This is a genomic window from Exiguobacterium sp. s102, from assembly GCF_018618635.1.
GTDB classification, from domain to species: Bacteria; Bacillota; Bacilli; order Exiguobacteriales; family Exiguobacteriaceae; genus Exiguobacterium_A; species Exiguobacterium_A oxidotolerans.
On sequence record NZ_JACSML010000002.1, the window covers coordinates 152,993 to 176,023 of the forward strand.

Consider the following 23,031-nt stretch of genomic DNA (forward strand, 5'->3'; position numbering starts at 1 on the left):
CGAAGATGAGTCATGTCGTGTTTGAAAATGTCTCGAAGCGATACGTCTTGTATTCGCGTCCGATTGATAAGTTAAAAGAGGTTTTATTTGGCAAGATGAGCGGAAAGCCGTTCTATGCCTTAAAGAATGTATCGTTTTCAGTCGAACAAGGTGAAATCGTTGGTGTCGTCGGCATCAACGGAAGCGGGAAATCGACGTTGTCACATCTCCTTGCGAACGTCACGCCTCCGACGTACGGGCAGGTGACGTTGCGTGGTAAGTCAGCCTTAATTGCCATCTCGAGCGGATTGAACAATCAGTTGACGGGGCGTGACAATATCGAGCTCAAGGGGCTGATGATGGGACTGAACAAAAAACAAATCCGAATGATCACTCCAGACATTTTAGAATTCGCCGACATCGGGGAATTCATCGACCAGCCGGTCAAAACGTATTCGAGCGGGATGCGGGCCCGCTTAGGGTTTGCGATTTCCATCAACATCAATCCAGATATCTTGATTATCGACGAAGCCTTATCGGTCGGCGATCAGACTTTTACGGAAAAATGCTTGGATAAGATGCGCGAGTTTCGTGATCAAGGGAAAACGATTTTCTTCATCAGTCATTCGCTCAGTCAGGTCAAAAGTTTTTGTTCAAAAGTCTTATGGCTCGAATACGGCGAAGTCCGGATGTTCGGACCAACCGCAGAGACGATGGCGGAGTACAACAAGTATCTCTACTGGCATAAACAGTTATCGAAAAAGCAAGTTGCCCATTACGTGGCAAAAAAACGGACAGGACGAAGTGATGAAATCGAACGGTCCGTCCGTGGCGAGACGATTGAATTGTCATCATGAATAAGGAATAGGGGATGGAATGGATGAAAAAAGTCATGCTTGTATTTGGAACGAGACCGGAAGCGATTAAAATGGCGCCCGTCGTCAAAGCACTTGAGGCGCGCGAAGGTGTCGAGCCGATCGTCGTCGTCACGGCACAACATCGTGAGATGCTTGATCAAGTCTTGGAGTTGTTCCAGATTGTTCCCGATCACGATTTAGATTTGATGCGTCCACGGCAAACACTCGAAGAAATGACGGCACGGATTTTGAATGCGATGCGTCGTGTCCTCGAAAAGGAGCAACCCGATCTCGTGTTAGTCCATGGGGATACGACAACGACGTTCGCTGCTTCGCTCGCTGCTTTTTACCAACAAATTCCGGTCGGACATGTCGAGGCGGGATTACGGACCTACCAAAAATATGCACCATTCCCGGAAGAGATGAATCGTCAATTGACAGGTGTGCTGGCTGATTTTCATTTTGCACCGACAGATCAAGCAGCGGAAAATCTCCGACGCGAGCATAAACAGACACCGATCATCGTGACCGGGAACACCGTCATCGATGCGCTCAAGACAACCGTCTCGTCCGACTATACGCACCCAGTCTTAACGGACTTAGAGGCGAGCGGACGCAAGTTAATTTTACTGACCGTCCACCGGCGCGAAAATCACCTCCAGCTGTCGCACATCTTTGATGCCATCGAACGGTTGGCAGAGACGCATGCAGATATTGAAATCGTCTACCCCGTCCATCCGAACCCAATCGTGCTCGAAGCGGCGGAGCAATTGAAACACCATCCGCGCGTTCACTTGATTGACCCACTCGATGTGTTTGATTTTCATAACTTAGCGGCCCGGGCAACGTTTATTTTGACAGACTCCGGCGGTATCCAAGAAGAAGCGCCATCGCTCGGTGTACCAGTACTTGTTCTGCGGGAGACGACAGAACGGCCGGAAGGTGTTGCAGCCGGGACATTAAAACTTGTCGGGACAAATCCGGAACGTATTTTTGAGATGAGTCATCGCTTATTGACGGATGAAGAAATGTATCAGGGGATGGCACAGGCCGCGAATCCTTACGGTGACGGTCATGCGGCGGAACGTATCGTTGACGCGATCATGAGCGAGGTCCCGGTATGAGAACAGCACGTACGTTTCATTTAGCAAGTTATCATTTTTTTCCGCAGGGAAGTCAAGAAAAGATTCTGTTAGAAGACGAAGCGGTTGGTGTGTTGTTCGATTTCCAGGCGGCGACGGATGCGGATAAATTGTATATCCAATTGTTTGATCAAGGTTTCCAGTATCCGCCGTCAAAGCTGTACCGCCAAGATGCCGCTTTCGGACAGGCGGACGTCATTCATGTGACGTGTCGTTTTGAAACCGATGTTCCTTGTCAAGTCCAACTCTTTAAGATGCAATACGGAAATAAAAAACGCATGGGGTCGGAGTCGGAGTTCGTCATGCTCGACGGGGCAACTGATCTTCAGATTCAACTGGAGCGGATGAAAGGGGCACAGTATTTTAAAATTGCCTTTAAGTTTCTCGTAGCAGGTGACGTCCGGATCCAACTGACCGAGTTGAAGATCGCTGAACGTATTCAACTGAAACAGGAGGATCCTCACTATGCTGTTTAGTTCGACGATTTTCTTATTTGTCTTCTTACCGGTTGTTCTGCTTGTCTATCATCTAATGCCACGATTTTTTCGTAACGGCTGGCTCCTTGTAGCGAGCCTTTTCTTTTACGCTTGGGGAGAACCGAAGTTCGTTTTACTGATGCTCGCGAGTATCCTGATCAACTACTTGTTTGCCCTGATGGTCGATACGTACCGGCACCGTGTCGGCATCAAACCTGTCATGGCGAGTATGGTCATCACGAACCTCGCTTTACTCGGGTGGTTCAAGTACAGTGGCTTTTTCATGGCGTCTTTGAATCAAACGTTTCAGGTGGAACTGTTTGTTCCGGAAGTCGTGTTACCGATCGGGATTTCCTTCTTTACGTTTCAGGCGATGAGTTACGTCATCGATGTCTACCGGGAAGCGGGGAAAGTCCAAAAAAACCCGCTTGATTTAGCTTTGTATATCGCGTTATTTCCGCAATTGATTGCCGGGCCAATCGTCCGCTACGAGACGGTCGCAAATGAAATCAACGATCGGCAAGAGACCTTACCTGATTTCGCACTTGGTGTCCGCCGCTTTATTATCGGGTTGTCGAAAAAATTGATTTTAGCGAATGGCTGCGGGCAAGTGGCAGATGCCGTCTTCAAGATGAATGATTTGTCGATGGGTCTGGCATGGATCGGCATCATCGCCTATGCGCTACAAATTTACTTTGATTTTTCGGGATATAGCGACATGGCGATTGGACTCGGACTGATGTTCGGATTTCATTTTTTGGAAAACTTCAACTATCCCTACATCGCGAAGTCCGTCTCGGAGTTTTGGCGACGTTGGCATATCTCACTCGGCTCATGGTTCCGTGATTACGTCTATATCCCGCTTGGCGGCAATCGTGTCTCACCGCTCAAACAGTATCGAAATCTTGCAGTCGTCTGGATGCTGACGGGCCTCTGGCATGGTGCAAGTTGGACGTTCGTCGCCTGGGGTGCGTACTACGGGATATGGATTATGCTCGAGAAAGCATTTCTCGGGAAATTATTACGCCGTGTCCCCGTCATTTCGACGATTTGGACACTCATTCTTGTGTTAGTCGGCTGGGTCTTTTTCCGTGCAACGACATTTCCGGACGCACTCGAGTACTTGCGTGCGATGTTTATCCCGACAGAAGTGTGGGATGAACGTGCCAGTTACCAGCTCGTCCAAAATGGCGTCATCTTACTGCTTGCCGCGTTTGCTGCGACACCGCTACCAAAAATACTGGGTCAGTGGATCGTCGAACGGCTCGGGAAAGTCGGCCAGACGATTCAGTATGGCTATGCGATGTTGTTACTGTTTCTTGCGACATCTGCCCTCGTCGCGAGTACCTTCAATCCGTTCATTTATTTCCGTTTTTAAGTAAGGAGGAATCAGCATGGCACATGCGCCACTCAGACCAGACAAAGACCAGAGGCCACGAAAGAAGTACTCGTTCGAACGACGGATGATGGCGGCGACGGCAGTCAGTTTCATGGTCATCCTGACGATGGTTGGTCTTGGGACGGTCTTGAAACAGGACCGTGTCATGTCACAACTTGAAAATCGTTCGCTCGCAAAATTGACGCCACCAACGACAGCAACAGTCGTCAGTGGGGCATACATGGGAGAACTCGAAAAGTATTTTACCGATCAATTGTTGCTTCGTGGGACACTCGTCGAAACACAAGCCCGCTTGTCAAAAAACGTCTTACGCCAACCGTTTCGAAATGGCATTTATACGGCCCCGAATGACTACATGATTGAGTCGAGTCAGGCACAGGTGACACCGATTCCGGACGGTTTTAAGAAATTTGTTCAAGCCGTTGATCGACCTGTCTACATGGCACTAGCTCCTTCAAAGACGGTCGTCGCTGAGAAGAACGGGATTTTACCCGACTATGTCGCGTCGAACGCGACAGTCCGGTACAAAAAGATGGTAGAAGGGTTTGATCAGGCAGGGATGACGAACATTTCGCTCGACCAGTTGAAGCTGTCCGATTATTTTAAAACGGATCATCACTGGAACATTGACGGAGCTTATTTTGCCTATCAGCAAATCGTTCGTCAGTTGCAAGCGGACAAGGTATCGATTAAAGAAGTACCGGTCGCGTCAAACGCCCGGAAAGTATCCGGGCACGAATATTATGGATCACTTGCCCGGAAAACGACCCTCGCCTATGCAACGACCGGCGATACACTTGCCTATTACGATGGAAGCCAGTTCGACGGGATTGATGTGTGCTACGACAACACGTGCCAGCAACCGGTCATCGATGAAAGCTATATCAAGGAAGCAGGTGATTATGCCGACCGGTATGAAGTCTTTTTACGGGGCAACCATGGCATCATGTCGATGCGGTCGGACGTAAAGGGACCAAAACTGCTTGTCCTGAAGGATTCCTTTGCGAATCCTGTCCTGCCGTTTCTCGCCCGAAGTGCGAATCTCGAAGTCGTTGATATCCGGTATGTCAATGCAACATTTGATGTGTCAGAATTCGCAAAACAACAACAAGTCGACGGTGTACTCTTCTTGCATAACTCGAATATCACCGGTCTGATGAAGACGTATCAACAGAAACTGTGAGGAGGTTAATGATGGAATCACGGATGAAGAAAAAGCGACCGAATCCGTTCTTGCGAGTCGCGAGTGTGCTTTTGTTACTAGTCGTCTTGATTGCGAGTGCGACGACCGGATACGCATTTTTAAAGCTCCAACAAACTGCTGATGCATTGATTACTCCACTAAAAGGTGAGCAAAAATTACCACTTGAAGTCATGCAACCTGTCCATGTTTTGTTGATTGGTGTCGATGAACGGAAAAATGATCCGGGTCGGGCCGATGCAATCATGTTGTTATCGTTTAATCCGAAAACAAAACAAGCGAGTTCACTTTCGATTCCGCGCGATATGCAAGTCACGTTAGCAGATGGACAGACGACAAAAATTAATCATACGTATGCCTATGGCGGTGTCGAAGAGACGCTTCAGACGGTCGAAAAGACGTTTGACGTCGAGATTCCGTATTACGCTAAAATCAACATGGATGGACTGATTGAACTCGTTGACGCCGTTGATGGTGTGACGGTTGATAATCCGTCTGCCTTTAGTTGGAACGACCGTCGACTCCAAAAAGAGTACAAGAAAGGACAGATTGAACTGGACGGTCTCGAAGCGAGTGGTTACGCCCGGATGCGGAAACAGGATCCGCTCGGGGATATGGGACGGCAAATCCGGCAACGGCAAGTTCTTGAGTCTGTCGGAATGAAACTTGCAGGTCCGAACATTTTAACGAAGCTCGAACAACTCAGTCAGGTCTTAGAGGATAATTTCAGTACGAACATTACGTTTTCTGAAGCGACCCAACTGGCACAAGAGAATCAAACCGGTTTCAAACACTTACAATCCTTGAAAATCGACGGCGAAGGGTATATCGCAAGTGACGGCATTTGGTATTTCTTCGCCTCGGATGCGTCGATGCGGGAAACGAAACAAGCACTCGAAGCATTGATGAAGGGATAACATAGACTGTGGAGTTGTCGTTTTCTTCATTTTGTAGACAAAGTGGCGAGAATTAAAAGCGTCTTCCATCTTGAATCGCTTCCAAAGCGGCGCGTAAGGTTGCCGCTTTGAAGACGAGTCGAGACAGGGAAATGTGACAGAACAGCCTACCCATGCAGGCTTTTTAAGTTTCATAAGCATTTGATCGATATAGGATTGATTTTGGACTGACTTATGAGTCAGCCCTTTTTTGTTCTGGTCCGAAAGGCTTATTTTCTTTAGTTAACTAAAATATACTTTGACAGTATGGGAATTCGTGTGGAAAATGGAAATGAAAACGATTACATACATTCAAGGAGGATGGAACATGAATCGATGGAAATCAGTCTGGGCAGTTGTGCTAACGTTTGCACTAATTTTCAGTTTACTCCCAGTGAACGGATTAGCGCTCGAAAAAGGCAAATCGACGCTCGTCATCATTCACTACAAAGAAGATAAAACGTCAGAAAAAGATTGGAATCTCTGGCTCTGGGCGAATGGACCGGATTACTTCCCGAACAAGGCGCACGCCTTTAACGGAGAAGATGCATACGGAAAGGTTGCCGCTTATGAATTCCCGGTCGACCAACCAGAAAAAATCGGCTTTATTGTCCGTGATGATAACTGGAACAAAGATTCCGGTTCTGAAAATGACCGATTCATCACAAAAGACATGATTAAAGATGGTGTCGCGGAAGTGTGGATTGCATCCGGAAGTAAAGACGTCTCACCGGTCAATCCGACAGACGGGGCGGACGTCGAATCAATCAAAACGAACGTCCATTATTATCGTTATGACAACGATTATGAAAAATATGGAGTCTGGGCATGGCCGAATGCGGCAGATGGACAACGGGTTGAATTTAATCAACAAGATGAGTTTGGTGCTGTCACAACCGTGTCGCTTGCGAACCCAACGAAACAACGACTCGTCGGGATCATTCCGCATATCGAAGGCTGGTCTGAAAAAGACGGGGCGGATCGTTTCTTCTATGCCGGAGCAAAAGACATCTGGTTAATCGAAGGGGATCAAACAATCTACTACGGAAAACCGGAAATTGACCGGACACCTAAGATTACGAGTTTCCTCGCAGATGACTTTAAGAAGCTGACGCTCAAAACGAACGCGCCCGTCTCAGCAGACGATATCGGACAATTTTCGTTCACGGGACTCGTCAATCCGGTCGTCACACAACTTGACGCGAAGACACTTGAAGTAACGGTTTCGTCCGACATCGATTTAGCAAAGATCGTGACTGTGACACATCCTGTCTTCGGTGAAGGTGTGCTTGAAGCAGGACAGGTCTTACGTTCTGATGCCTTTGATCAAAAGTATGCCTATGACGGTAAGTTAGGTGTGACGTATAAAAAATCAAAAACGACGTTCCGTTTGTGGGCACCAACCGCTCAAACGGTCGAGCTCGAGTTATACAAGTTACCAAAACAAGCAGCAGCAACAACAAAGGACATCACACAAGAAATCGAGATGAAACGTGGTGATCGTGGCGTCTTTACCGTCACTGTAAAAGGTGACCTCGATGGGACAGGCTACACATATGAAGTGAAACATGCAAAAGATACGACGCGTGCCGTCGATCCATATGCGACAGCTGTTGCTGTCAATGGGGATCAAGGTGTTGTCGTTGATTTAAAGGAGACGGATCCGAAACGCTGGACGAAATCAAAGATACCGCTTAAACAAGCGACAGATGCCATCATCTATGAAACCCACGTCCGTGATTTGTCGATGTTTGATGTGACCGGTTCAAGATATGATTCAGGAATTAAGCAAAAAGGGAAGTACCTCGGAGTAGTTGAACGTGGAACACGTTTAATGAAAGATGGCAAGAAAACGAAGACGAAAACAGGACTTGATCATCTCAAAGAACTTGGCATCACACATGTTCAGTTCATTCCAGTGTACGACTTCAATACGGCTTCCGTCGATGAGACGAATCCGCTAAAATCATACAACTGGGGATATGACCCGAAAAACTACAATGCACCAGAAGGTTCATATGCGACGAATCCATATGACCCGAAAGTCAGAATCACAGAGATGAAACAGATGATTCAAGGTCTTCATGACAATGGGCTACGTGCCGTCATGGATGTCGTCTACAACCATATGTTCGACGCCAAAGCATCGAACCTCGATAAAATCGTCCCGGGTTACTATTACCGTTACACAGCGGGTGGCGATTTAGCGAACGGGACGGGTGTCGGGAATGATACAGCGTCAGAACGCCAGATGATGCATAAGTTGATCGTCGACTCCGTCGGATACTGGGCAAAAGAGTACCACTGGGACGGTTTCCGGTTTGATTTGATGGGGATCCATGACGTCAAGACGATGAATGCCGTCAAAAAGACGACAACTAAAATCGATCCATCAATCCTTGTTTTTGGCGAAGGGTGGAGCTTGAACACACCACTTCCTGAAACAGAAAAAGCGAATCAGACAAATGCAAAACAAATGCCGGGCGTCGCTCACTTCAACGATAACTTGCGTGATGCGCTTAAAGGAAGTGTCTTTGAAGATACGGATGCAGGATTCATTAACGGGAAAACAGGTCTTGAAACACGCATTAAACGCGGAATCGTCGGTGAGATTGCGTATAACCAAGACATCACAGGATTTGCAGCAGAGCCGAATCAAACCATCACGTATGTGGAAGCACACGACAACCATACGTTATGGGATAAGTTGAACTTAACGAACCCGAACGATACAGATGCGACGAAAACGAAAATGCACCGCCTGGCGTCAAGCATCCTGTTGACGTCACAAGGGACGACGTTCATTCATGCCGGTCAAGATTTCATGCGGACAAAGGGCGGCGACCATAATTCGTATAAATCACCGGACTCCGTCAACCAACTCGACTGGAAACGGAAGATGGATCGTCAACAAGACGTCGATTATATGAAGGGCTTGATTGAAGTCCGGAAAGCAAATCCGGCACTTCACCTCGGATCAGCGAAAGACATCAGACGGTATTTGACGTTTGTCGATACGATGGAGCAAGTCGTCGCGTATCAACTTTCAGAAGATGCACCACATCAAAAAGCAGAGTTGTTCGTTGTCCATAACGCAAAACGCGCTGCGGTGAAGCTGACGCTTCCGAAAGGAAAGTGGAAGTTGATTGTCGATGGTAAAACAGCAGGGACGAAAACACTTCGAAACGTTTCAGGCAGCATCACGGTGGATCCACTCAGTTCATTTGTTCTAAAAAAATAACAAGATACAAAAAGGTCGTCCTACCATGAGTGATTCACGGTAGGGACGACCTTTTTTCATCAAGCGGAAAACTTACGCGTAGCGCTCGTCTTCGACTTCCTTATCTTTTAAGTTACCTTCTTCCGATTTCGCTACGATGACGGCACAAGCAGCGTCACCAGTGACGTTGACGGCAGTCCGCATCATGTCGAGTAGACGATCGACCCCGATGATTAAGGCGATTCCTTCGACGGGAAGGTTGACCGACTGGAGGACCATCGTCAGCATGACGAGGCCGACCCCAGGCACACCAGCTGTTCCGACCGACGCGAGAACGGCAGTCAAGACGACCGTCGCGAGTTGTCCTGGTGTTAAATCGACATTATAGACTTGCGCGATGAAAACGGTCGCGACCCCTTGCATGATTGCTGTTCCGTCCATGTTGATCGTCGCACCAAGCGGTTGAACGAAACTTGAGACAGACCGTGGTACTTTAAGTTCACGTTGCGCCGTTTGCATCGCGACCGGAAGTGTTGCGTTCGACGAAGATGTCGAGAAGGCGAACATCATGACGGGTGCAAACTTCTTGAAGAAGAAGATCGGATTCATTTTTCCGATCAAAGAGACGGCAGAACCATATGTGAATAATGAATGAACGATTAATGATAAGACGACGATCGACATATACGCGAACATTGCTTGTAATGATTTAAGACCTAATGAACCAACGGCTGAAGCGATCAAGGCGAAAGCTCCGAGCGGCGCCATTTTCATGACGAGTGTGATTAAGTACGTCATCAAGTCATTGCCTTGTTCGATGAACGAACGAAGCGTTGCTGCTTTCTTACCTAAGAAAGTAATTCCGAACCCGACGAACACACTGAAGACGATGATTTGGAGCATGTTACCTTCCGCCATCGCCGTGATCGGGTTTGTCGGGAACATCCCGACGATCGTATTGATGATACTTGTATCAGGAATCTCACCGGTTGCCTTTGAGAGTCCTTCCGTCGAGAAAGTACCACGTTCGCCCGGTTTGATTAATAAGGCAAGACCAAGTGCGATGATGATTGCAACTGCTGTCGTCGATAAGAAAAACCCGATGGCTTTTCCGCCGACACGACCCAATTCTTTTGGGTTCCCGAGACCCATGACACCGAGGGAAATGGAGAAGAAGACGATCGGTACAACAAGCATTTTAATCAGGTTCAAGAAAATCGTCCCGATTGGTTGTAAGGCATACATATTTAATTTTTCGTAAATCGTCTTGTCAGGTAGAGCGGCTAGGACAAGTCCTAAGGCGATACCGATGAGAAGACCCCAGATGACTCGTTTTGCTTCTTTCATAAATAATACCAACTCCTTTTTCAGATAACTGTTTATATTTTGACACATCATTCACTGTTTTGACAAAACATTTTAATGATTTTAAGAAAGCGCTTACAAAAAGTGCCGCGTTTTTTTAGGTAAAACAGATGAATCTGTTGTAAATAATGGGACGACATGAGACTATAGAAAGGAACAAAAAGGAACATATCAAGGATGTAATGAGAACATGTCAATCAACTATTGACCATTCTGTACATTCCTACTATAATGTTATATGACGTGTCTGACACGTTTCCTTTAGTCGGTAATATCGGAGGGAGGGAAAACTAGTGGAAACTCGTGTACGTAAAAATGAATCACTTGAAGACGCACTTCGTCGCTTCAAACGTGGTGTTTCAAAAGATGGTACGCTTGCTGAAGTTCGTAAACGTAAACACTACGAAAAGCCAAGTGTAAAACGTAAGCTTAAATCGGAGGCTGCGCGTAAGCGTAAGAAGTTCTAACGTTAGAGAGGGTGTATCCTCATGAGTCTTCAAGAGCGTTTGACAGCGGATATGAAGGAAGCCATGCGTTCGCGTGAGAAAGATCGTCTGACGACGATTCGGATGGTGAAGTCGTCCCTGCAAAATGAAGCGATTAAACTCGGTAAGCAAGAATTAACTGATGAGGAAGAGCTAACTATACTCTCACGTGAGATGAAACAGCGCAACGACTCCCTCCGAGAATTCGAAAGCGCTGATCGTCACGACCTCGTCGAGAAGATTCAAGCAGAGATTATCGTGCTCGAAGCTTATATGCCAAAACAACTTTCTCAAGAAGAAGTTCAGGAAATCGTTGATGCAGCTATTGCACAGACGGGTGCCTCTGCTCCTTCTGATATGGGGAAAGTAATGGGTGTCGTCATGCCGCAGCTTAAGGGCAAGGCGGACGGTGCTTTGATTAATCGACTTGTTAAACAACAATTAAATTGATCAATTTTGAAGGTATCCCTTGGGATACCTTTTTTATTTGTTTTTTTGACACATATTATCGGAATAATTAGAAATTAAAAGAGTTGTGAAACCTTTTAATGGGTGAAAGCGTATATAATAAGAGTAACAAAGAAATGTGTTTCAAAAGGGGAGAAGCGTCTGATTCTGATAAAAAGGGGTGAACGGAGTAATGTCTTTTAGCTTAGGGATGATTTTAGCGGTCTTCTTGGTCGGTGTCGTCATGTTGCTGATCGAAATATTCGTCACAGGATTCGGTATCTTTGGAGTTGTGGGTATCGGTGCTGTCCTCGCGAGCCTGATCATGGCGGGTGCGACGGTCGGTCAAGTCGGCCTTGCGATAGGTCTATCCGTATTTTTGTCGCTGGCGGCAGGATACTGGGCATACCGAAGAATCAAATCCAACCAGTCATTGTTATGGAGAGGTTTGATTTTGACGGATTCGACATCGTCGGAAAAAGGGTATTTGTCACATGAAGAGAAAGTTCAACTCAATGGCAAGGAAGGTATCAGTTTGACGCCTTTACGACCTGCTGGAACGATTGAAATCGATGGGAATCGGATCGATGCAGTGACTGAAGGGAATTTTATCGGCTCTGGTGAGCGAATTATCGTCAAAGAAGTGACACACGGACGCGTCGTCGTTCGAGTCCAAACTACGAAGGAGGAGTCAATCACATGACACCTGAACTGTTAACGGTCCTACTCATATCCGGAGGAGTCTTAATCTTCCTCGCAATTTTCTTTACGCTCGTTCCAATCCCACTGTGGATTAGTTCTTTGGCGGCCGGCGTCCGCGTCTCGATTTTCACACTCGTTGGAATGCGTTTACGTCGCGTCACACCATCTAAAATCGTCAATCCGTTAATTAAAGCCGTCAAAGCTGGCTTAAACTTGAATACGAACCAACTTGAAAGTCATTTTCTTGCCGGTGGTAACGTTGATCGTGTTGTCAATGCGTTGATTGCCGCGCATCGTGCAAACATCGAACTTAGTTTCGAACGTGCGGCCGCGATTGATTTGGCAGGACGAAACGTGCTTGAAGCAGTACAGATGTCAGTTAATCCAAAAGTCATCGAAACACCATTCATCGCAGGTGTTGCGATGAACGGGATTGAAGTAAAAGCAAAAGCAAGAATCACAGTCCGGGCTAACATTGACCGTCTTGTCGGTGGTGCGGGTGAAGAAACAGTCATCGCCCGTGTCGGCGAAGGTGTCATTTCGACAATCGGTTCGTGTCACGATCAAAAAGAAGTGCTTGAAAATCCGGAAATGATTTCACGAACGGTTCTTGCGAAAGGCCTTGATTCCGGTACGGCGTTCGAAATTCTATCAATCGATATCGCGGACATCGATATCGGGAAAAATATCGGTGCTGTTCTTCAAACGGATCAAGCGGAAGCGGATAAAAACATCGCCCAAGCGAAAGCGGAAGAGCGTCGTGCGATGGCGATTGCGAGCGAACAAGAAATGAAATCACGTGTCGAAGAAATGCGAGCGAAAGTTGTTGCAGCCGAAGCGGAAGTCCCGCTTGCGATTTCGGAAGCGCTTCGTGACGGAAACTTCAGCGTGATGGATTATGCGAATTACCTCAACGTGACAGCAGATACGAAGATGCGCCAGGCAATTGGTGGTCAGTCTTCGCCGAATGACTCACAATAAAGGATGATGTAGGATGGGAAGTTTAATCTGGGTCGGTTTAATGGTGGCATTTGGCGTCATCTCTGTCATTTCTAAAGCGGCAGATAAAAGTAAAGCTAACCAACCGACAAGGACGCCATCAAAAGAGTTTGGGGATTATGTGAAGAACATGGTGGGGCAGGCGGAAGCGATGACGAAGGATGATGCACCGCCGGCTGTAAAAAAGAAACAGCAACGTCCGCTGTTAGAAGATCGTCGAACGGACATGCAACGGCATACGGATCGTCAGCTGGTTTCTAAAACGAGTACGAATATCGGAGAAATCAAGGGGTCAATCGCCGAAGGAGCAATCGGGACGAAAGCGGTCAAGAAAACAGGGATGCAAACGACGCAAGAAGAAGCACGTCGTGCCATCATCTGGAGCGAAGTCCTCGGTCCACCCGTTTCAAAACGTAAAACAAAAACACCCCATTCATAAGAACAGGTCAGCTTCCTAATTTTAAGGGGAGCTGACCTTTTTAGGTGTTTCAACAAGATGGGTTTTTCTTTCCATCTATTATTAGGAAATGCTAAAGTAGAAGAGAATAGATTTGTGGCGATGACATACTGTTGTCCATCATTAGGAGGCCAATCATAACGTGATATTTAATGAAAGAATTCCATTCGCATTCTCGAATTCAGATCAGACGCAAGCATTCGTTGGACCGAATGATGCGGTGCTTAAAACAATGGAGGCAGAACTTGATGTTCAGCTCGTTCATCGAGGTGATGAATTGATTGTTCAAGCAGAAATGGAGGACTCGATTAGACTGGCGACACAAGTCATCGGCGTTCTCACGCAGCTCGTGAATCGTGGGGCAGTTTTAACGGAGCGTGACGCAACAAGTGCAATTCAATTGGCACGACAAAATCGAGTCGATGAATTACTTGAATTATATGACACCGTCGTTCATACGAATCATAAAGGCAAACCATTACGTGCAAAAACACTAGGTCAAGCACGTTATGTACGCGGGATTGAGAAATACGATTTAACGTTCGGAATCGGACCTGCTGGGACAGGGAAAACGTATTTAGCTGTCGTCATGGCGGCGAAAGCCCTGAAAGAGGGGCATGTGAAACGGCTTGTCCTTACACGTCCTGCTGTTGAAGCTGGTGAAAGTCTAGGTTTCTTACCGGGGGACTTAAAAGAAAAAGTCGATCCTTACCTTCGTCCGTTATACGATGCGCTCCATGATGTGTTAGGTGTCGAACATACGGCGCGCTTATTAGAGCGCGGTGTGATTGAAATTGCTCCACTTGCCTACATGCGTGGACGAACGCTCGAACATGCCTTCGTCATCTTGGATGAAGCTCAAAATACGACAAAAGAACAAATGAAAATGTTTTTGACGCGACTCGGATTTCATTCGAAAATGATTGTTACAGGAGATTTGACGCAAGTCGACTTGCCTCGGGGAAAAGCCTCTGGATTGCAAGAAGCCTTGAATTTGTTAGGTGATGTTCGAGGCATTCATTTTGAACACTTCAGTTCTGCTGATGTCGTTCGTCATCCACTTGTCCGGAAAATCATTGATGCGTACAGCCAAGAAATCGGCTGAAACTCAACCATGAAAGTAAGGGGAAGGGGACTAAGACATGCGGAAAATAGGACTGTGGATCAGCTTGCTGACGATTGGATTTTACATCATCGTGTCAACGATGATGTATGTGTCCGTTCGTCCGGAAGCTTTGGCGGCAGAAGCCTTCTCTATCGCGGAAGAAGATATCCGATCTCCTTTGACCATCGAAGACCGTGAAGCGACCAGACAGATTAAAGAAAATACCGTAGCTGCGATTGACAGTCAGTATACGGTCAAAAAAGAATATGCATCGCAACAAATTGATAAGGTGGAACAACTCTTTGCGAGCTTAAAAGGTATAACGAAGGCAGAAGACATCGGACGGATTAAGCAGCGGCTTCGAAATACGGAGGCGGCTGATTTATTGAAAGATGATGAATTGCGTTTGCTTGCGACGTCTTCTTCGTCCGTTCGAAGCACGACACGTGACGCGGTGATTACGGCAATTGAAGAAGCAATGAAACAGCGGATTTCTTCTGAGGACGGAGAGTTAGCAGAAGCGCGTGAGAATGCACGGCTCGACATCGACCGAACACCATTATCTTTTTCATTAAAAGCGGTCAGTAAGGCATTGACCGATCAATTGATTGTCACGAACTACGTGTATGACCCTGAGAAGACGGAGCAATTACGAAATCAAACGAGCGATAAAGTCGAACCTGTCATCATTTCTGAAGGGGAGGTTATCGTTAAGCGTGGTGAAGTGATTTCGCAAGATGAATACCGTCAGCTTAAGCTTGTCGGATTGATCTCTGACCGGAAGTCGTTCAAACCATTGTTAGGAACGTTACTTTTGAGTGGTTTAATGACGTTGCTGTTATATGGATTCATCGCTCGTTCAAATCTTCGATACGCGAAGATGGGTAAAGTACGTTTGTTCGGTCTTGTCTATCTTGTCGTGATTTTGCAACTTGTCGTGACATACGGAATGGCGTTTTTGGCAGAGGATATCAATCCTGTACTGTACTTGTTGACACCGACGGCATTCGCGGCACTCGTTTTACGAAATTTGCTGAATGAACGAATCGCCTTGTCCAGCACACTCTTTATGGCGCTTGCCGGCACATTTTTCTATAGCACGAACCAAAACTTTAGTTTTAACATTGCGATTTACTTAGTGGTAGGCGGACTCGTCGCGACATTCTTTTTACAATCGAGTTTGTCACGACGACGGATTTTCTTGAGTAGTTTAATGATTTCTGCTGCGAACATCGTTGTCTTCTTTACCTTCTTATTGATGCGCAGTGGGCAACTTGAACTTCAGGAAACGCTAACGTTAACGGCGTTTGCGATCGCGAGCGGCGTATTGAGTGCTATCTTCGCGATTGGTTTGTTACCATTTTTAGAAATGACTTTCGGAATCTTGGCTCCGACACGGTTATTAGAACTGTTAAATCCTACACATCCGTTATTAAAGAAATTACTGGTCGAAGCACCAGGAACGTATCATCATAGTATGATGGTCGCGAACTTAGCTGAAACGGCATGTGAAGCAATCGGGGCAGATGGGTTACTTGCGCGAGTTGGTGCTTATTATCATGACCTTGGGAAAACCCGCCGTCCGCTTTATTTCATCGAAAATCAACATGGCCGTAATCCGCACGATCGATTGACACCAATCGAGTCGGCGCGTGTTATTTTAGCGCATACGGATGATGGAGTAGAACTCTTACAAGAAGCAAAAATCCCGGGGGCAATCGTCGCGATTTGCCAAGAGCACCATGGTACGTCGTTACTCCGCTACTTCTATGTAAAAGCAACGGAGCAAGGTGAAGTCAACGAAGCGGAATTCCGTTACAGTGGACCGAAACCACAGACACGAGAAGCGGCAGTCATCATGATTGTGGATTCGATTGAAGCAGCTGTCCGCTCGATGAAGTCTCCGACTGAAGAGGGGATTCGTGATCTTGTCTCGAAAATCATTCGAGAGAAGATGCTCGACGATCAATTCGCGGAATGTGACATTACGACACGTGACATTTATCGTGTCGGGGAAAGTGCGTGTCATACGCTTTCGGGATTGTTCCACGAACGGATTGAATATCCTGAATTAAAGAAAGAGGAAACGAAATGAATACTTATATGACAGACGAGGGAAACTTATTGAGCGAGGAACAGCAGCGCTTAGTCGAATCGATTCTTATTTATACTGCGAAACAAGAAGAAGTCGAAGTCAATAGTGAGCTGTCCGTCACATTCGTGACGAATGAAGAAATCAGAGAAATCAATCGCGACTGGCGTGGGAAAGATCAAGCGACGGACGTCATTTCGTTTGCGATGGATGAGCTCGGAGAAGATGAAATTGACTTTCAATTACTAGAAGACGAACCCGTTGTACTGGGTGATTTAATCATTTCCGTCGAACGGTGTCGGGAACAAGCGGCTGAATATGGAAATCGGTTTGAGCGGGAACTTGGTTTTCTAGCCGTCCATGGTTTTTTACATCTGTTAGGGTATGACCACATCGAAAAGGCAGATGAAGAAGTCATGACAAAACGTCAGGAGGAAATTCTACATCACTTCGAGTTGTATCGAGGCGAGTTGTGAAGTCCTGGTGGGTTCCGTTTGTCCATGCGCTAGCGGGCATCCGACAAGCCGTTCGAGAAGAACGACATATGAAAGTTCATTTTGTTCTCGGACTAGTCGTCACGATTGCAGCATTTTATTTCCCACTTTCGTCCGTTGAACGTGCCATCTTATTTTTAACGATCGGTACCGTTCTAGGTGCGGAAATGCTGAATACAGCTTTTGAAAGAACGGTCGATTTAGTGACGAAAGAGTGGCATCCGTTAGCCAAGGCGGCAAAAGACATCGCGAGCGGTGCAGTTTTAGTGTTGGCGCTTACATCAATTGTGATTGCACTATGCATCTTCGTCCCATATTTGGTACAATAAGAATCCGGCCTTTTTTGGCCAACAAAGTTGCTAAAAGGGGAAAAATGACATGAAAACAGAACAATTACTCGAACAAGCTAAAATTGCACGCGAAAAAGCGTACGTTCCATATTCGAAGTTCCAAGTCGGAGCTGCTCTCTTAACAAAAGACGGACAAGTGTTCCACGGGTGTAACATCGAAAACGCCGCTTACGGTCTCTGCAACTGTGCAGAGCGGACAGCCGTCTTCTCAGCATGGGCACAAGATGCACGTGAATATGCAGCGATGGCTGTCGTAGCAGACACGGAAGGTCCAGTAGCACCATGCGGACAATGCCGCCAAGTCCTGTTCGAAATGTGTGATGCAGATATGCCAATCTATTTGACGAACTTAACAGGTGATGTCACAGAAACAACCGTTGGCGCATTGTTACCAGGTGCGTTCACGAAGGGAGATCTCAATGTTTAAAGAAGGATTTAAATCGGGATTCGTCTCGATCATCGGTCGTCCGAATGTCGGGAAATCGACGTTTTTGAACCGTGTCATCGGTCAAAAAATTGCAATCATGTCAGATAAGCCACAGACGACACGAAACAAGATTCAAGGTGTTTACACAACGGATGATGTGCAGACGGTCTTCATCGATACGCCAGGAATTCATAAACCAAAGCATAAGCTCGGTGACTTCATGATGAAAGTTGCGACAAACGCTTTGCGTGAAGTCGATGCGATTCTCTTCATGATCAACGTGACGGAGCCAAAAGGAAAAGGCGACGACTTCATCATCGAGAAGTTGAAAGGCCTTGATACGCCAATCATTCTCGTCATGAACAAGGTCGACTTGATTCATCCGAATGACATTCCGCCAATCATTGAGTCGTATAAAGACGAATTAGAGTTTGCAGCGGTCGTGCCGATTTCTGCTCTTCAAGGTAATAATGTTGAACCGCTCCTCGGTGAGGTTGCGAAACTTTTACCAGAAGGACCGATGTATTATCCGGCCGATCAAGTAACGGATCATCCGGAACGCTTTATTATCTCGGAAATGATTCGCGAAAAAGTCTTACAAAAAACACGAGACGAAGTACCGCATTCGATCGCAGTTGCGATTGATCAAATCAAAACACGTGAGGACGGCAATATGGTCGACGTCCACGCGACGATTTTAATCGAACGTGATTCGCAAAAAGGCATCATCATCGGGAAACGTGGGGCACTCCTCAAGGAAATCGGGTCTGAAGCACGGACGGACATCGAAATGCTTCTCGGAACGAAAGTCTATTTGAACCTATGGGTCAAAGTGCAAAAAGACTGGCGTAACAAAGCCGGACAATTGCGTGAACTCGGCTTCCGCGACGATGAGTATTAAGCGATGATTGATAAGGCGGAAGGGCTCGTATTACGAACGGTCGTGTATGGTGAATCGAATAAAATCATCACGTTGCTGACGCGTGAATACGGAAAGCTCGCCGTCATGGCTCGTGGTGCGAAGAAACCGGGTAGCCGGTTTAATGCAGCAAGTCAGCCGTTTATTCGGGCGGTCTATGTCTACCCGAGGTCACGTGGACTCGGTCAATTAAAATCAGCGGATGTCATCACCGGGTATTCACATATCCGGCAAGATGTCCTCTTGATGTCATATGCGATGTACCTGCTCGAACTTGCGGATAAGGCACTTGACGAACGCGTCGCCTATCCGACGTTGTATGATTTATTCGTCGACGGACTGGAGGCGATGGACGAAGGACTTGATCCGGATGTCGTATCGTTCATTGTTGAACTACGCTTGTTGCGTCATCTTGGTATCGCTCCGCACTTAAACGGCTGTACGATTTGCGGGAGTACGGAAGCACCTTTCGCCTTTTCGCTGAACCATGGCGGACTGCTCTGTAAGCGCCATCGTCATGAAGATGAGTATGCCGTATTCTTGCAGGAGTCAGTTGCAAAGATGCTCTATGTCTTTTCCGTCTATGATTTTTCACGGATCGGTACGGTCACGGTCAAGCCGGAAACGAAACGATTACTGCGTCAAATCATGGATGCCTACATGGAACGTTATAGTGGACTTCGGTTACGATCGAAGCGCGTTCTCGATCAATTGCTCAACCTTGAGAATGATTGACAGACTACGCGTACGTTCGGTAGAATGAGTGCGGAAGAACTAACTAAACGAACACGATGAGAAAAAGGAGTAGCACCTCCTCTTCATTCAAGCGATTCCAGGATAGTGTGAGCTGGATATGAAACGGGTGTGAACGGCATTTTTGAGTGTTCCCGTAAAAGAGTGGCATGCTACGCATGCAAGTAGGGTGGAACCGCGGGCTTGTCTCGTCCCTATGTACAACCATGTTGTACATAGGGACGTTTTTGTGTTTCCTTATAAATTTTGGAGGTGGATCTCTTGAAAATGACAGTACAAGACATGATTTTGACGTTACAGAAATTTTGGGCGGAACAAGGTTGTTTGACGATGCAAGCATATGATGTAGAAAAAGGTGCCGGGACGATGAACCCGATGACATTCTTACGGAGCTTAGGACCAGAACCGTGGAACGTTTGTTATACAGAGCCGTCACGTCGCCCGGCTGACGGACGATACGGGGAAAACCCGAACCGGTTGTATCAACATCATCAATTCCAAGTCATCATGAAACCGTCTCCTGACAACATTCAGGAACTCTACTTACAAAGTCTAGAACTCCTCGGCATCAATCCGCTTGAACACGACATTCGTTTTGTCGAAGACAACTGGGAAAACCCGACGTTTGGTGCAGCAGGTCTTGGCTGGGAAGTCTGGTTGAACGGGATGGAAATCACGCAATTCACATATTTCCAGCAAGTTGGTGGAATTGAATGTAATCCGATTGCAGTGGAAATCACGTATGGTATCGAGCGTCTCGCGTCGTATATTCAAGATGTCGAAAGTGTCTTTGACTTAGTCTGGACGGACGGGTTCCGCTATGGCGATATCTTCTATCAACCAGAATTCGAACATTCCAAATATACGTTCGAGACATCAGATGTTGATTTGTTGTTCACATTGTTTGATCAGTATGAAAAAGAAGCGAACCGGGCGCTCGACGAAAACCTTGTGTTCCCGGCGTATGACTACATCTTAAAATGCTCACATACCTTTAATTTGCTCGATGCAAAAGGAGCGATTTCCGTGACGGAACGAACAGGATTCATCCACCGTGTCCGGAACATGTCGCGCCGTTGTGCTCAAAGTTTCATCGAAGAGCGGGAACGTTTAGGTTTCCCATTGATTAAATCGAAAGCTGGTGAATCACATGCATGAATTATTACTTGAAATCGGTCTCGAAGAAATGCCGGCACGCTTCGTCTTGCAGTCTGAAACACAACTGAAGGAACGTGTAACGACATTTTTGACAGAAGCACGGATTACATTTGATACAGTCGAAGCCTTTTCAACACCGCGCCGTCTCGCTGTTCTCGTTAAAGGAATCGCGGAACGCCAAACGGATTTGGAAGAAACGTTAAAAGGACCAGCTAAACGAATCGCGCAAGATGCGGACGGGAACTGGACGAAAGCGGCGGAAGGATTTGCTCGTGGAAAAGGATTGACGACAGATGATCTATTCCTTGGTGAAGAAAAAGGAGTCGAATACATCTATGCGACGCGTAAGGAGGCAGGACAAGAAACAGCGACGTTATTGACGGGGCTAAAACAAGTGATCGAGGCGATGAACTTCCCGAAAAACATGCGCTGGAGTACACAACCGCTCCGTTACATGCGTCCGATCCGTTGGTTGATTGCCTTACTTGACGATCAAGTCATTCCGTTCGAAGTCGCATCAGTCGAAACAGGACGAACGTCACGTGGCCATCGTTTCCTTGGTCAAGACATCACGATTTTACGTCCGAATGCGTATGTCGAAGCATTGGCTGGTGAGCATGTCATCGTCAGTTATGCAGCACGCCGCCAAATGATTGAAGAACAAATCGAAGCACTAGCACAATCAGAACAATTCGAAGTACCGATCGATGCGTCACTGCTTGAAGAAGTCACGAACCTCGTCGAATATCCAACTGCCTTATTCGGTGCGTTTGACGAAGCGTACCTTGAATTGCCGGAAGAAGTCTTAATCACGACGATGAAAGAGCACCAACGCTACTTCCCTGTAAAACGTAATGGTACGTTACTGCATTATTTCGTGACGGTGCGTAACGGGAACGCGCAACACATCGAGAACGTCGCCCGCGGAAATGAAAAAGTCATTCGTGCCCGTCTTGCCGATGCGCAATTCTTCTACGAAGAAGATAAGAAAGCGGATATCGACGCACAAGCAGCCCGTCTCGACAAAATCGTCTTCCATGAAAAACTTGGAACGACGGGTGAAAAAGTTCGCCGCGTACGTGAGATGGCGCTTGCGCTTGCAGACCGCTTCTCAGCCGACAGAACGAAAGTCGATCGTGCCGGTCATATCTATAAATTCGATCTCGTCAGTCAGATGGTCTATGAGTTCACGGAGCTCCAAGGTTTGATGGGCGAGCGTTATGCAAACATGAAACAAGAAGACAAGGAAGTCGCAGCGGCGATCCGCGAGCACTACATGCCACGCTTCGCTGGGGATGAAAGTCCGGCGACACCAACCGGGACGCTACTTGCCGTCGTCGATAAGTTGGACAGCGTCGCTGGCTTCTTCGGTGTTGGTATGATTCCAAGCGGTTCTGCCGATCCTTATGCGTTACGCCGCCAGGCTCAGGGAATCGTCCAAGTCTTAGCGGATCGCAATATCCAAATGACACTCGTTGAACTGATTGATTTCGTAGTGACAGCTCAAATTAAAGCAGGTCTTTATCAGACAGATGCAGAATCAGTAAAAGTGGCGATGCAAGAATTCTTCAGTCAACGCCTCAAGTTCCGTTTATCGGAAAAAGGGTATCGTCATGACGTCGTTGAAGCAGCACTTCAACTTGATATGACGGTCGGAGCGAATGAAAAACGAGCAGCAATGCTTGAAGCGGCGACGCAACGGGACACATTCAAGAAAACAGTCGAACAGTTGAGCCGTGTACTCAACATCTCGAAAAAAGCGGAAACGGTCGTTACTATCAATCCGGAGCTTTTTGAAAATGAAGCGGAACGTACTTTACATGAACGAATCGAACAGGTCATTCCACAAGTCGCAGCGGCAGTAGAGCAATCTGATTTCGAAACAGCGATGGGCGCACTTGAATCAACGGTTCCAGCCATTACAGCCTATTTTGATGGGACGATGATCATGGCAGAAGACGATGCGATTCGATCGAACCGTTTAAGCGAAATGAAACGTTTCGCGGACGCGATTCAAGCGGTCGCACGATTCAATGCACTCACTTTAGTGTAAACAAAGGACGGATGAG

22 protein-coding genes are annotated in these 23,031 nt (G+C 46.9%); 21 read left to right on the top strand and 1 reads right to left on the bottom strand.

Annotated features, from left to right (window positions below):
* The first annotated feature begins 5 nt into the window (after positions 1-5).
* The 7 genes from KNQ02_RS05735 (at position 6) to pulA (ending at position 9,230) form a co-directional block, all read left to right on the top strand.
* Positions 6-836, top strand: coding sequence for an ABC transporter ATP-binding protein (locus tag KNQ02_RS05735; RefSeq protein ID WP_088836546.1), 831 nt, complete (start codon positions 6-8; stop codon positions 834-836).
* A 23-nt stretch (positions 837-859) separates the two neighbouring features.
* Entirely contained in the window at positions 860-1,960 is a 1,101-nt protein-coding gene (gene wecB / locus KNQ02_RS05740; RefSeq protein WP_214800959.1) for a non-hydrolyzing UDP-N-acetylglucosamine 2-epimerase, read from the top strand.
* A complete protein-coding gene (locus tag KNQ02_RS05745) occupies positions 1,957-2,454 on the top strand; it encodes a hypothetical protein (protein WP_088836548.1) in 498 nt (165 codons plus the stop codon). The genes wecB and KNQ02_RS05745 overlap by 4 nt, the downstream gene beginning before the upstream one ends.
* Complete coding sequence (locus KNQ02_RS05750) at positions 2,444-3,832, top strand: MBOAT family O-acyltransferase (protein WP_214765434.1); 1,389 nt, start codon at positions 2,444-2,446, stop codon at positions 3,830-3,832. Before KNQ02_RS05745 ends, KNQ02_RS05750 begins: the two co-directional genes overlap by 11 nt.
* A gap of 16 nt (positions 3,833-3,848) precedes the next feature.
* The gene (locus tag KNQ02_RS05755) at positions 3,849-5,036 is read left to right on the top strand and encodes a DHHW family protein (protein ID WP_214765432.1); all 1,188 of its coding nucleotides are present in this window, start codon (positions 3,849-3,851) and stop codon (positions 5,034-5,036) included.
* Between the two features lie 11 nt (positions 5,037-5,047).
* Positions 5,048-5,971, top strand: a complete 924-nt coding sequence (locus KNQ02_RS05760) for an LCP family protein (RefSeq protein WP_088836551.1) — start codon at positions 5,048-5,050, stop codon at positions 5,969-5,971.
* A 346-nt stretch (positions 5,972-6,317) separates the two neighbouring features.
* The gene (gene pulA, locus KNQ02_RS05765; RefSeq protein ID WP_214807482.1) at positions 6,318-9,230 is read left to right on the top strand and encodes a type I pullulanase; all 2,913 of its coding nucleotides are present in this window, start codon (positions 6,318-6,320) and stop codon (positions 9,228-9,230) included.
* 72 nt (positions 9,231-9,302) lie between these two features.
* On the opposite strand, the gene KNQ02_RS05770 is transcribed toward pulA, so the two are convergent.
* Positions 9,303-10,556, bottom strand: a complete 1,254-nt coding sequence (locus KNQ02_RS05770; protein ID WP_088836553.1) for a dicarboxylate/amino acid:cation symporter — start codon at positions 10,554-10,556, stop codon at positions 9,303-9,305.
* Between the two features lie 311 nt (positions 10,557-10,867).
* Between KNQ02_RS05770 and rpsU the strand changes: the two genes are divergently transcribed.
* The 14 genes from rpsU to glyS all read left to right on the top strand — a co-directional run bounded on the left by rpsU (position 10,868) and on the right by glyS (position 23,015).
* The gene (rpsU, locus tag KNQ02_RS05775; protein ID WP_012369719.1) at positions 10,868-11,041 is read left to right on the top strand and encodes a 30S ribosomal protein S21; all 174 of its coding nucleotides are present in this window, start codon (positions 10,868-10,870) and stop codon (positions 11,039-11,041) included.
* A gap of 21 nt (positions 11,042-11,062) precedes the next feature.
* Positions 11,063-11,509 (top strand): GatB/YqeY domain-containing protein, encoded by a 447-nt coding sequence (locus tag KNQ02_RS05780; RefSeq protein WP_029332932.1) that lies wholly within the window; start codon positions 11,063-11,065, stop codon positions 11,507-11,509.
* A 190-nt stretch (positions 11,510-11,699) separates the two neighbouring features.
* Positions 11,700-12,209, top strand: a complete 510-nt coding sequence (locus KNQ02_RS05785; protein WP_034801219.1) for an NfeD family protein — start codon at positions 11,700-11,702, stop codon at positions 12,207-12,209.
* Entirely contained in the window at positions 12,206-13,189 is a 984-nt protein-coding gene (gene floA / locus KNQ02_RS05790) for a flotillin-like protein FloA (protein WP_029332934.1), read from the top strand. The genes KNQ02_RS05785 and floA overlap by 4 nt, the downstream gene beginning before the upstream one ends.
* A gap of 13 nt (positions 13,190-13,202) precedes the next feature.
* On the top strand, positions 13,203-13,646 hold the full coding sequence (locus tag KNQ02_RS05795; protein ID WP_214765428.1) for a hypothetical protein: 444 nt from the start codon (positions 13,203-13,205) through the stop codon (positions 13,644-13,646).
* A gap of 160 nt (positions 13,647-13,806) precedes the next feature.
* Positions 13,807-14,769, top strand: coding sequence for a PhoH family protein (locus KNQ02_RS05800; RefSeq protein WP_214765426.1), 963 nt, complete (start codon positions 13,807-13,809; stop codon positions 14,767-14,769).
* Positions 14,770-14,806: 37 nt separating this feature from the next.
* On the top strand, positions 14,807-16,864 hold the full coding sequence (locus KNQ02_RS05805; RefSeq protein WP_214765424.1) for an HD family phosphohydrolase: 2,058 nt from the start codon (positions 14,807-14,809) through the stop codon (positions 16,862-16,864).
* Complete coding sequence (gene ybeY, locus KNQ02_RS05810) at positions 16,861-17,337, top strand: rRNA maturation RNase YbeY (RefSeq protein WP_029332938.1); 477 nt, start codon at positions 16,861-16,863, stop codon at positions 17,335-17,337. Before KNQ02_RS05805 ends, ybeY begins: the two co-directional genes overlap by 4 nt.
* On the top strand, positions 17,334-17,684 hold the full coding sequence (locus tag KNQ02_RS05815) for a diacylglycerol kinase family protein (protein ID WP_088836557.1): 351 nt from the start codon (positions 17,334-17,336) through the stop codon (positions 17,682-17,684). The genes ybeY and KNQ02_RS05815 overlap by 4 nt, the downstream gene beginning before the upstream one ends.
* A gap of 49 nt (positions 17,685-17,733) precedes the next feature.
* Positions 17,734-18,132 carry a cytidine deaminase gene (locus KNQ02_RS05820; protein WP_029332940.1) on the top strand — a complete coding sequence of 133 codons (399 nt, stop codon included), beginning with the start codon at positions 17,734-17,736 and terminating at the stop codon, positions 18,130-18,132.
* Positions 18,125-19,033 carry a GTPase Era gene (gene era / locus KNQ02_RS05825; protein WP_029332941.1) on the top strand — a complete coding sequence of 303 codons (909 nt, stop codon included), beginning with the start codon at positions 18,125-18,127 and terminating at the stop codon, positions 19,031-19,033. The genes KNQ02_RS05820 and era overlap by 8 nt, the downstream gene beginning before the upstream one ends.
* A gap of 3 nt (positions 19,034-19,036) precedes the next feature.
* Positions 19,037-19,786: a DNA repair protein RecO gene (gene recO, locus KNQ02_RS05830; RefSeq protein ID WP_029332942.1), complete on the top strand. Its 750-nt coding sequence runs from the start codon at positions 19,037-19,039 to the stop codon at positions 19,784-19,786.
* Between the two features lie 285 nt (positions 19,787-20,071).
* A complete protein-coding gene (gene glyQ, locus KNQ02_RS05835) occupies positions 20,072-20,962 on the top strand; it encodes a glycine--tRNA ligase subunit alpha (protein WP_029332943.1) in 891 nt (296 codons plus the stop codon).
* The gene (gene glyS, locus KNQ02_RS05840; protein ID WP_214800967.1) at positions 20,955-23,015 is read left to right on the top strand and encodes a glycine--tRNA ligase subunit beta; all 2,061 of its coding nucleotides are present in this window, start codon (positions 20,955-20,957) and stop codon (positions 23,013-23,015) included. The genes glyQ and glyS overlap by 8 nt, the downstream gene beginning before the upstream one ends.
* Positions 23,016-23,031 lie beyond the last annotated feature (16 nt).

Coding starts and splice junctions, on each gene's coding strand:
- KNQ02_RS05735 (WP_088836546.1), top strand. CDS start 6: ATGAGTCATGTCGTGTTTGAAAATGTCTCGAAGCGATACGTCTTGTAT.
- ybeY (WP_029332938.1), top strand. CDS start 16,861: ATGAATACTTATATGACAGACGAGGGAAACTTATTGAGCGAGGAACAG.
- recO (WP_029332942.1), top strand. CDS start 19,037: ATGATTGATAAGGCGGAAGGGCTCGTATTACGAACGGTCGTGTATGGT.
- KNQ02_RS05785 (WP_034801219.1), top strand. CDS start 11,700: ATGTCTTTTAGCTTAGGGATGATTTTAGCGGTCTTCTTGGTCGGTGTC.
- KNQ02_RS05760 (WP_088836551.1), top strand. CDS start 5,048: ATGGAATCACGGATGAAGAAAAAGCGACCGAATCCGTTCTTGCGAGTC.
- KNQ02_RS05780 (WP_029332932.1), top strand. CDS start 11,063: ATGAGTCTTCAAGAGCGTTTGACAGCGGATATGAAGGAAGCCATGCGT.
- glyQ (WP_029332943.1), top strand. CDS start 20,072: ATGACAGTACAAGACATGATTTTGACGTTACAGAAATTTTGGGCGGAA.
- KNQ02_RS05755 (WP_214765432.1), top strand. CDS start 3,849: ATGGCACATGCGCCACTCAGACCAGACAAAGACCAGAGGCCACGAAAG.
- KNQ02_RS05820 (WP_029332940.1), top strand. CDS start 17,734: ATGAAAACAGAACAATTACTCGAACAAGCTAAAATTGCACGCGAAAAA.
- KNQ02_RS05805 (WP_214765424.1), top strand. CDS start 14,807: ATGCGGAAAATAGGACTGTGGATCAGCTTGCTGACGATTGGATTTTAC.
- wecB (WP_214800959.1), top strand. CDS start 860: ATGAAAAAAGTCATGCTTGTATTTGGAACGAGACCGGAAGCGATTAAA.
- pulA (WP_214807482.1), top strand. CDS start 6,318: ATGAATCGATGGAAATCAGTCTGGGCAGTTGTGCTAACGTTTGCACTA.
- KNQ02_RS05745 (WP_088836548.1), top strand. CDS start 1,957: ATGAGAACAGCACGTACGTTTCATTTAGCAAGTTATCATTTTTTTCCG.
- KNQ02_RS05770 (WP_088836553.1), bottom strand. CDS start 10,556: ATGAAAGAAGCAAAACGAGTCATCTGGGGTCTTCTCATCGGTATCGCC.
- KNQ02_RS05795 (WP_214765428.1), top strand. CDS start 13,203: ATGGGAAGTTTAATCTGGGTCGGTTTAATGGTGGCATTTGGCGTCATC.
- floA (WP_029332934.1), top strand. CDS start 12,206: ATGACACCTGAACTGTTAACGGTCCTACTCATATCCGGAGGAGTCTTA.
- glyS (WP_214800967.1), top strand. CDS start 20,955: ATGCATGAATTATTACTTGAAATCGGTCTCGAAGAAATGCCGGCACGC.
- era (WP_029332941.1), top strand. CDS start 18,125: ATGTTTAAAGAAGGATTTAAATCGGGATTCGTCTCGATCATCGGTCGT.
- KNQ02_RS05750 (WP_214765434.1), top strand. CDS start 2,444: ATGCTGTTTAGTTCGACGATTTTCTTATTTGTCTTCTTACCGGTTGTT.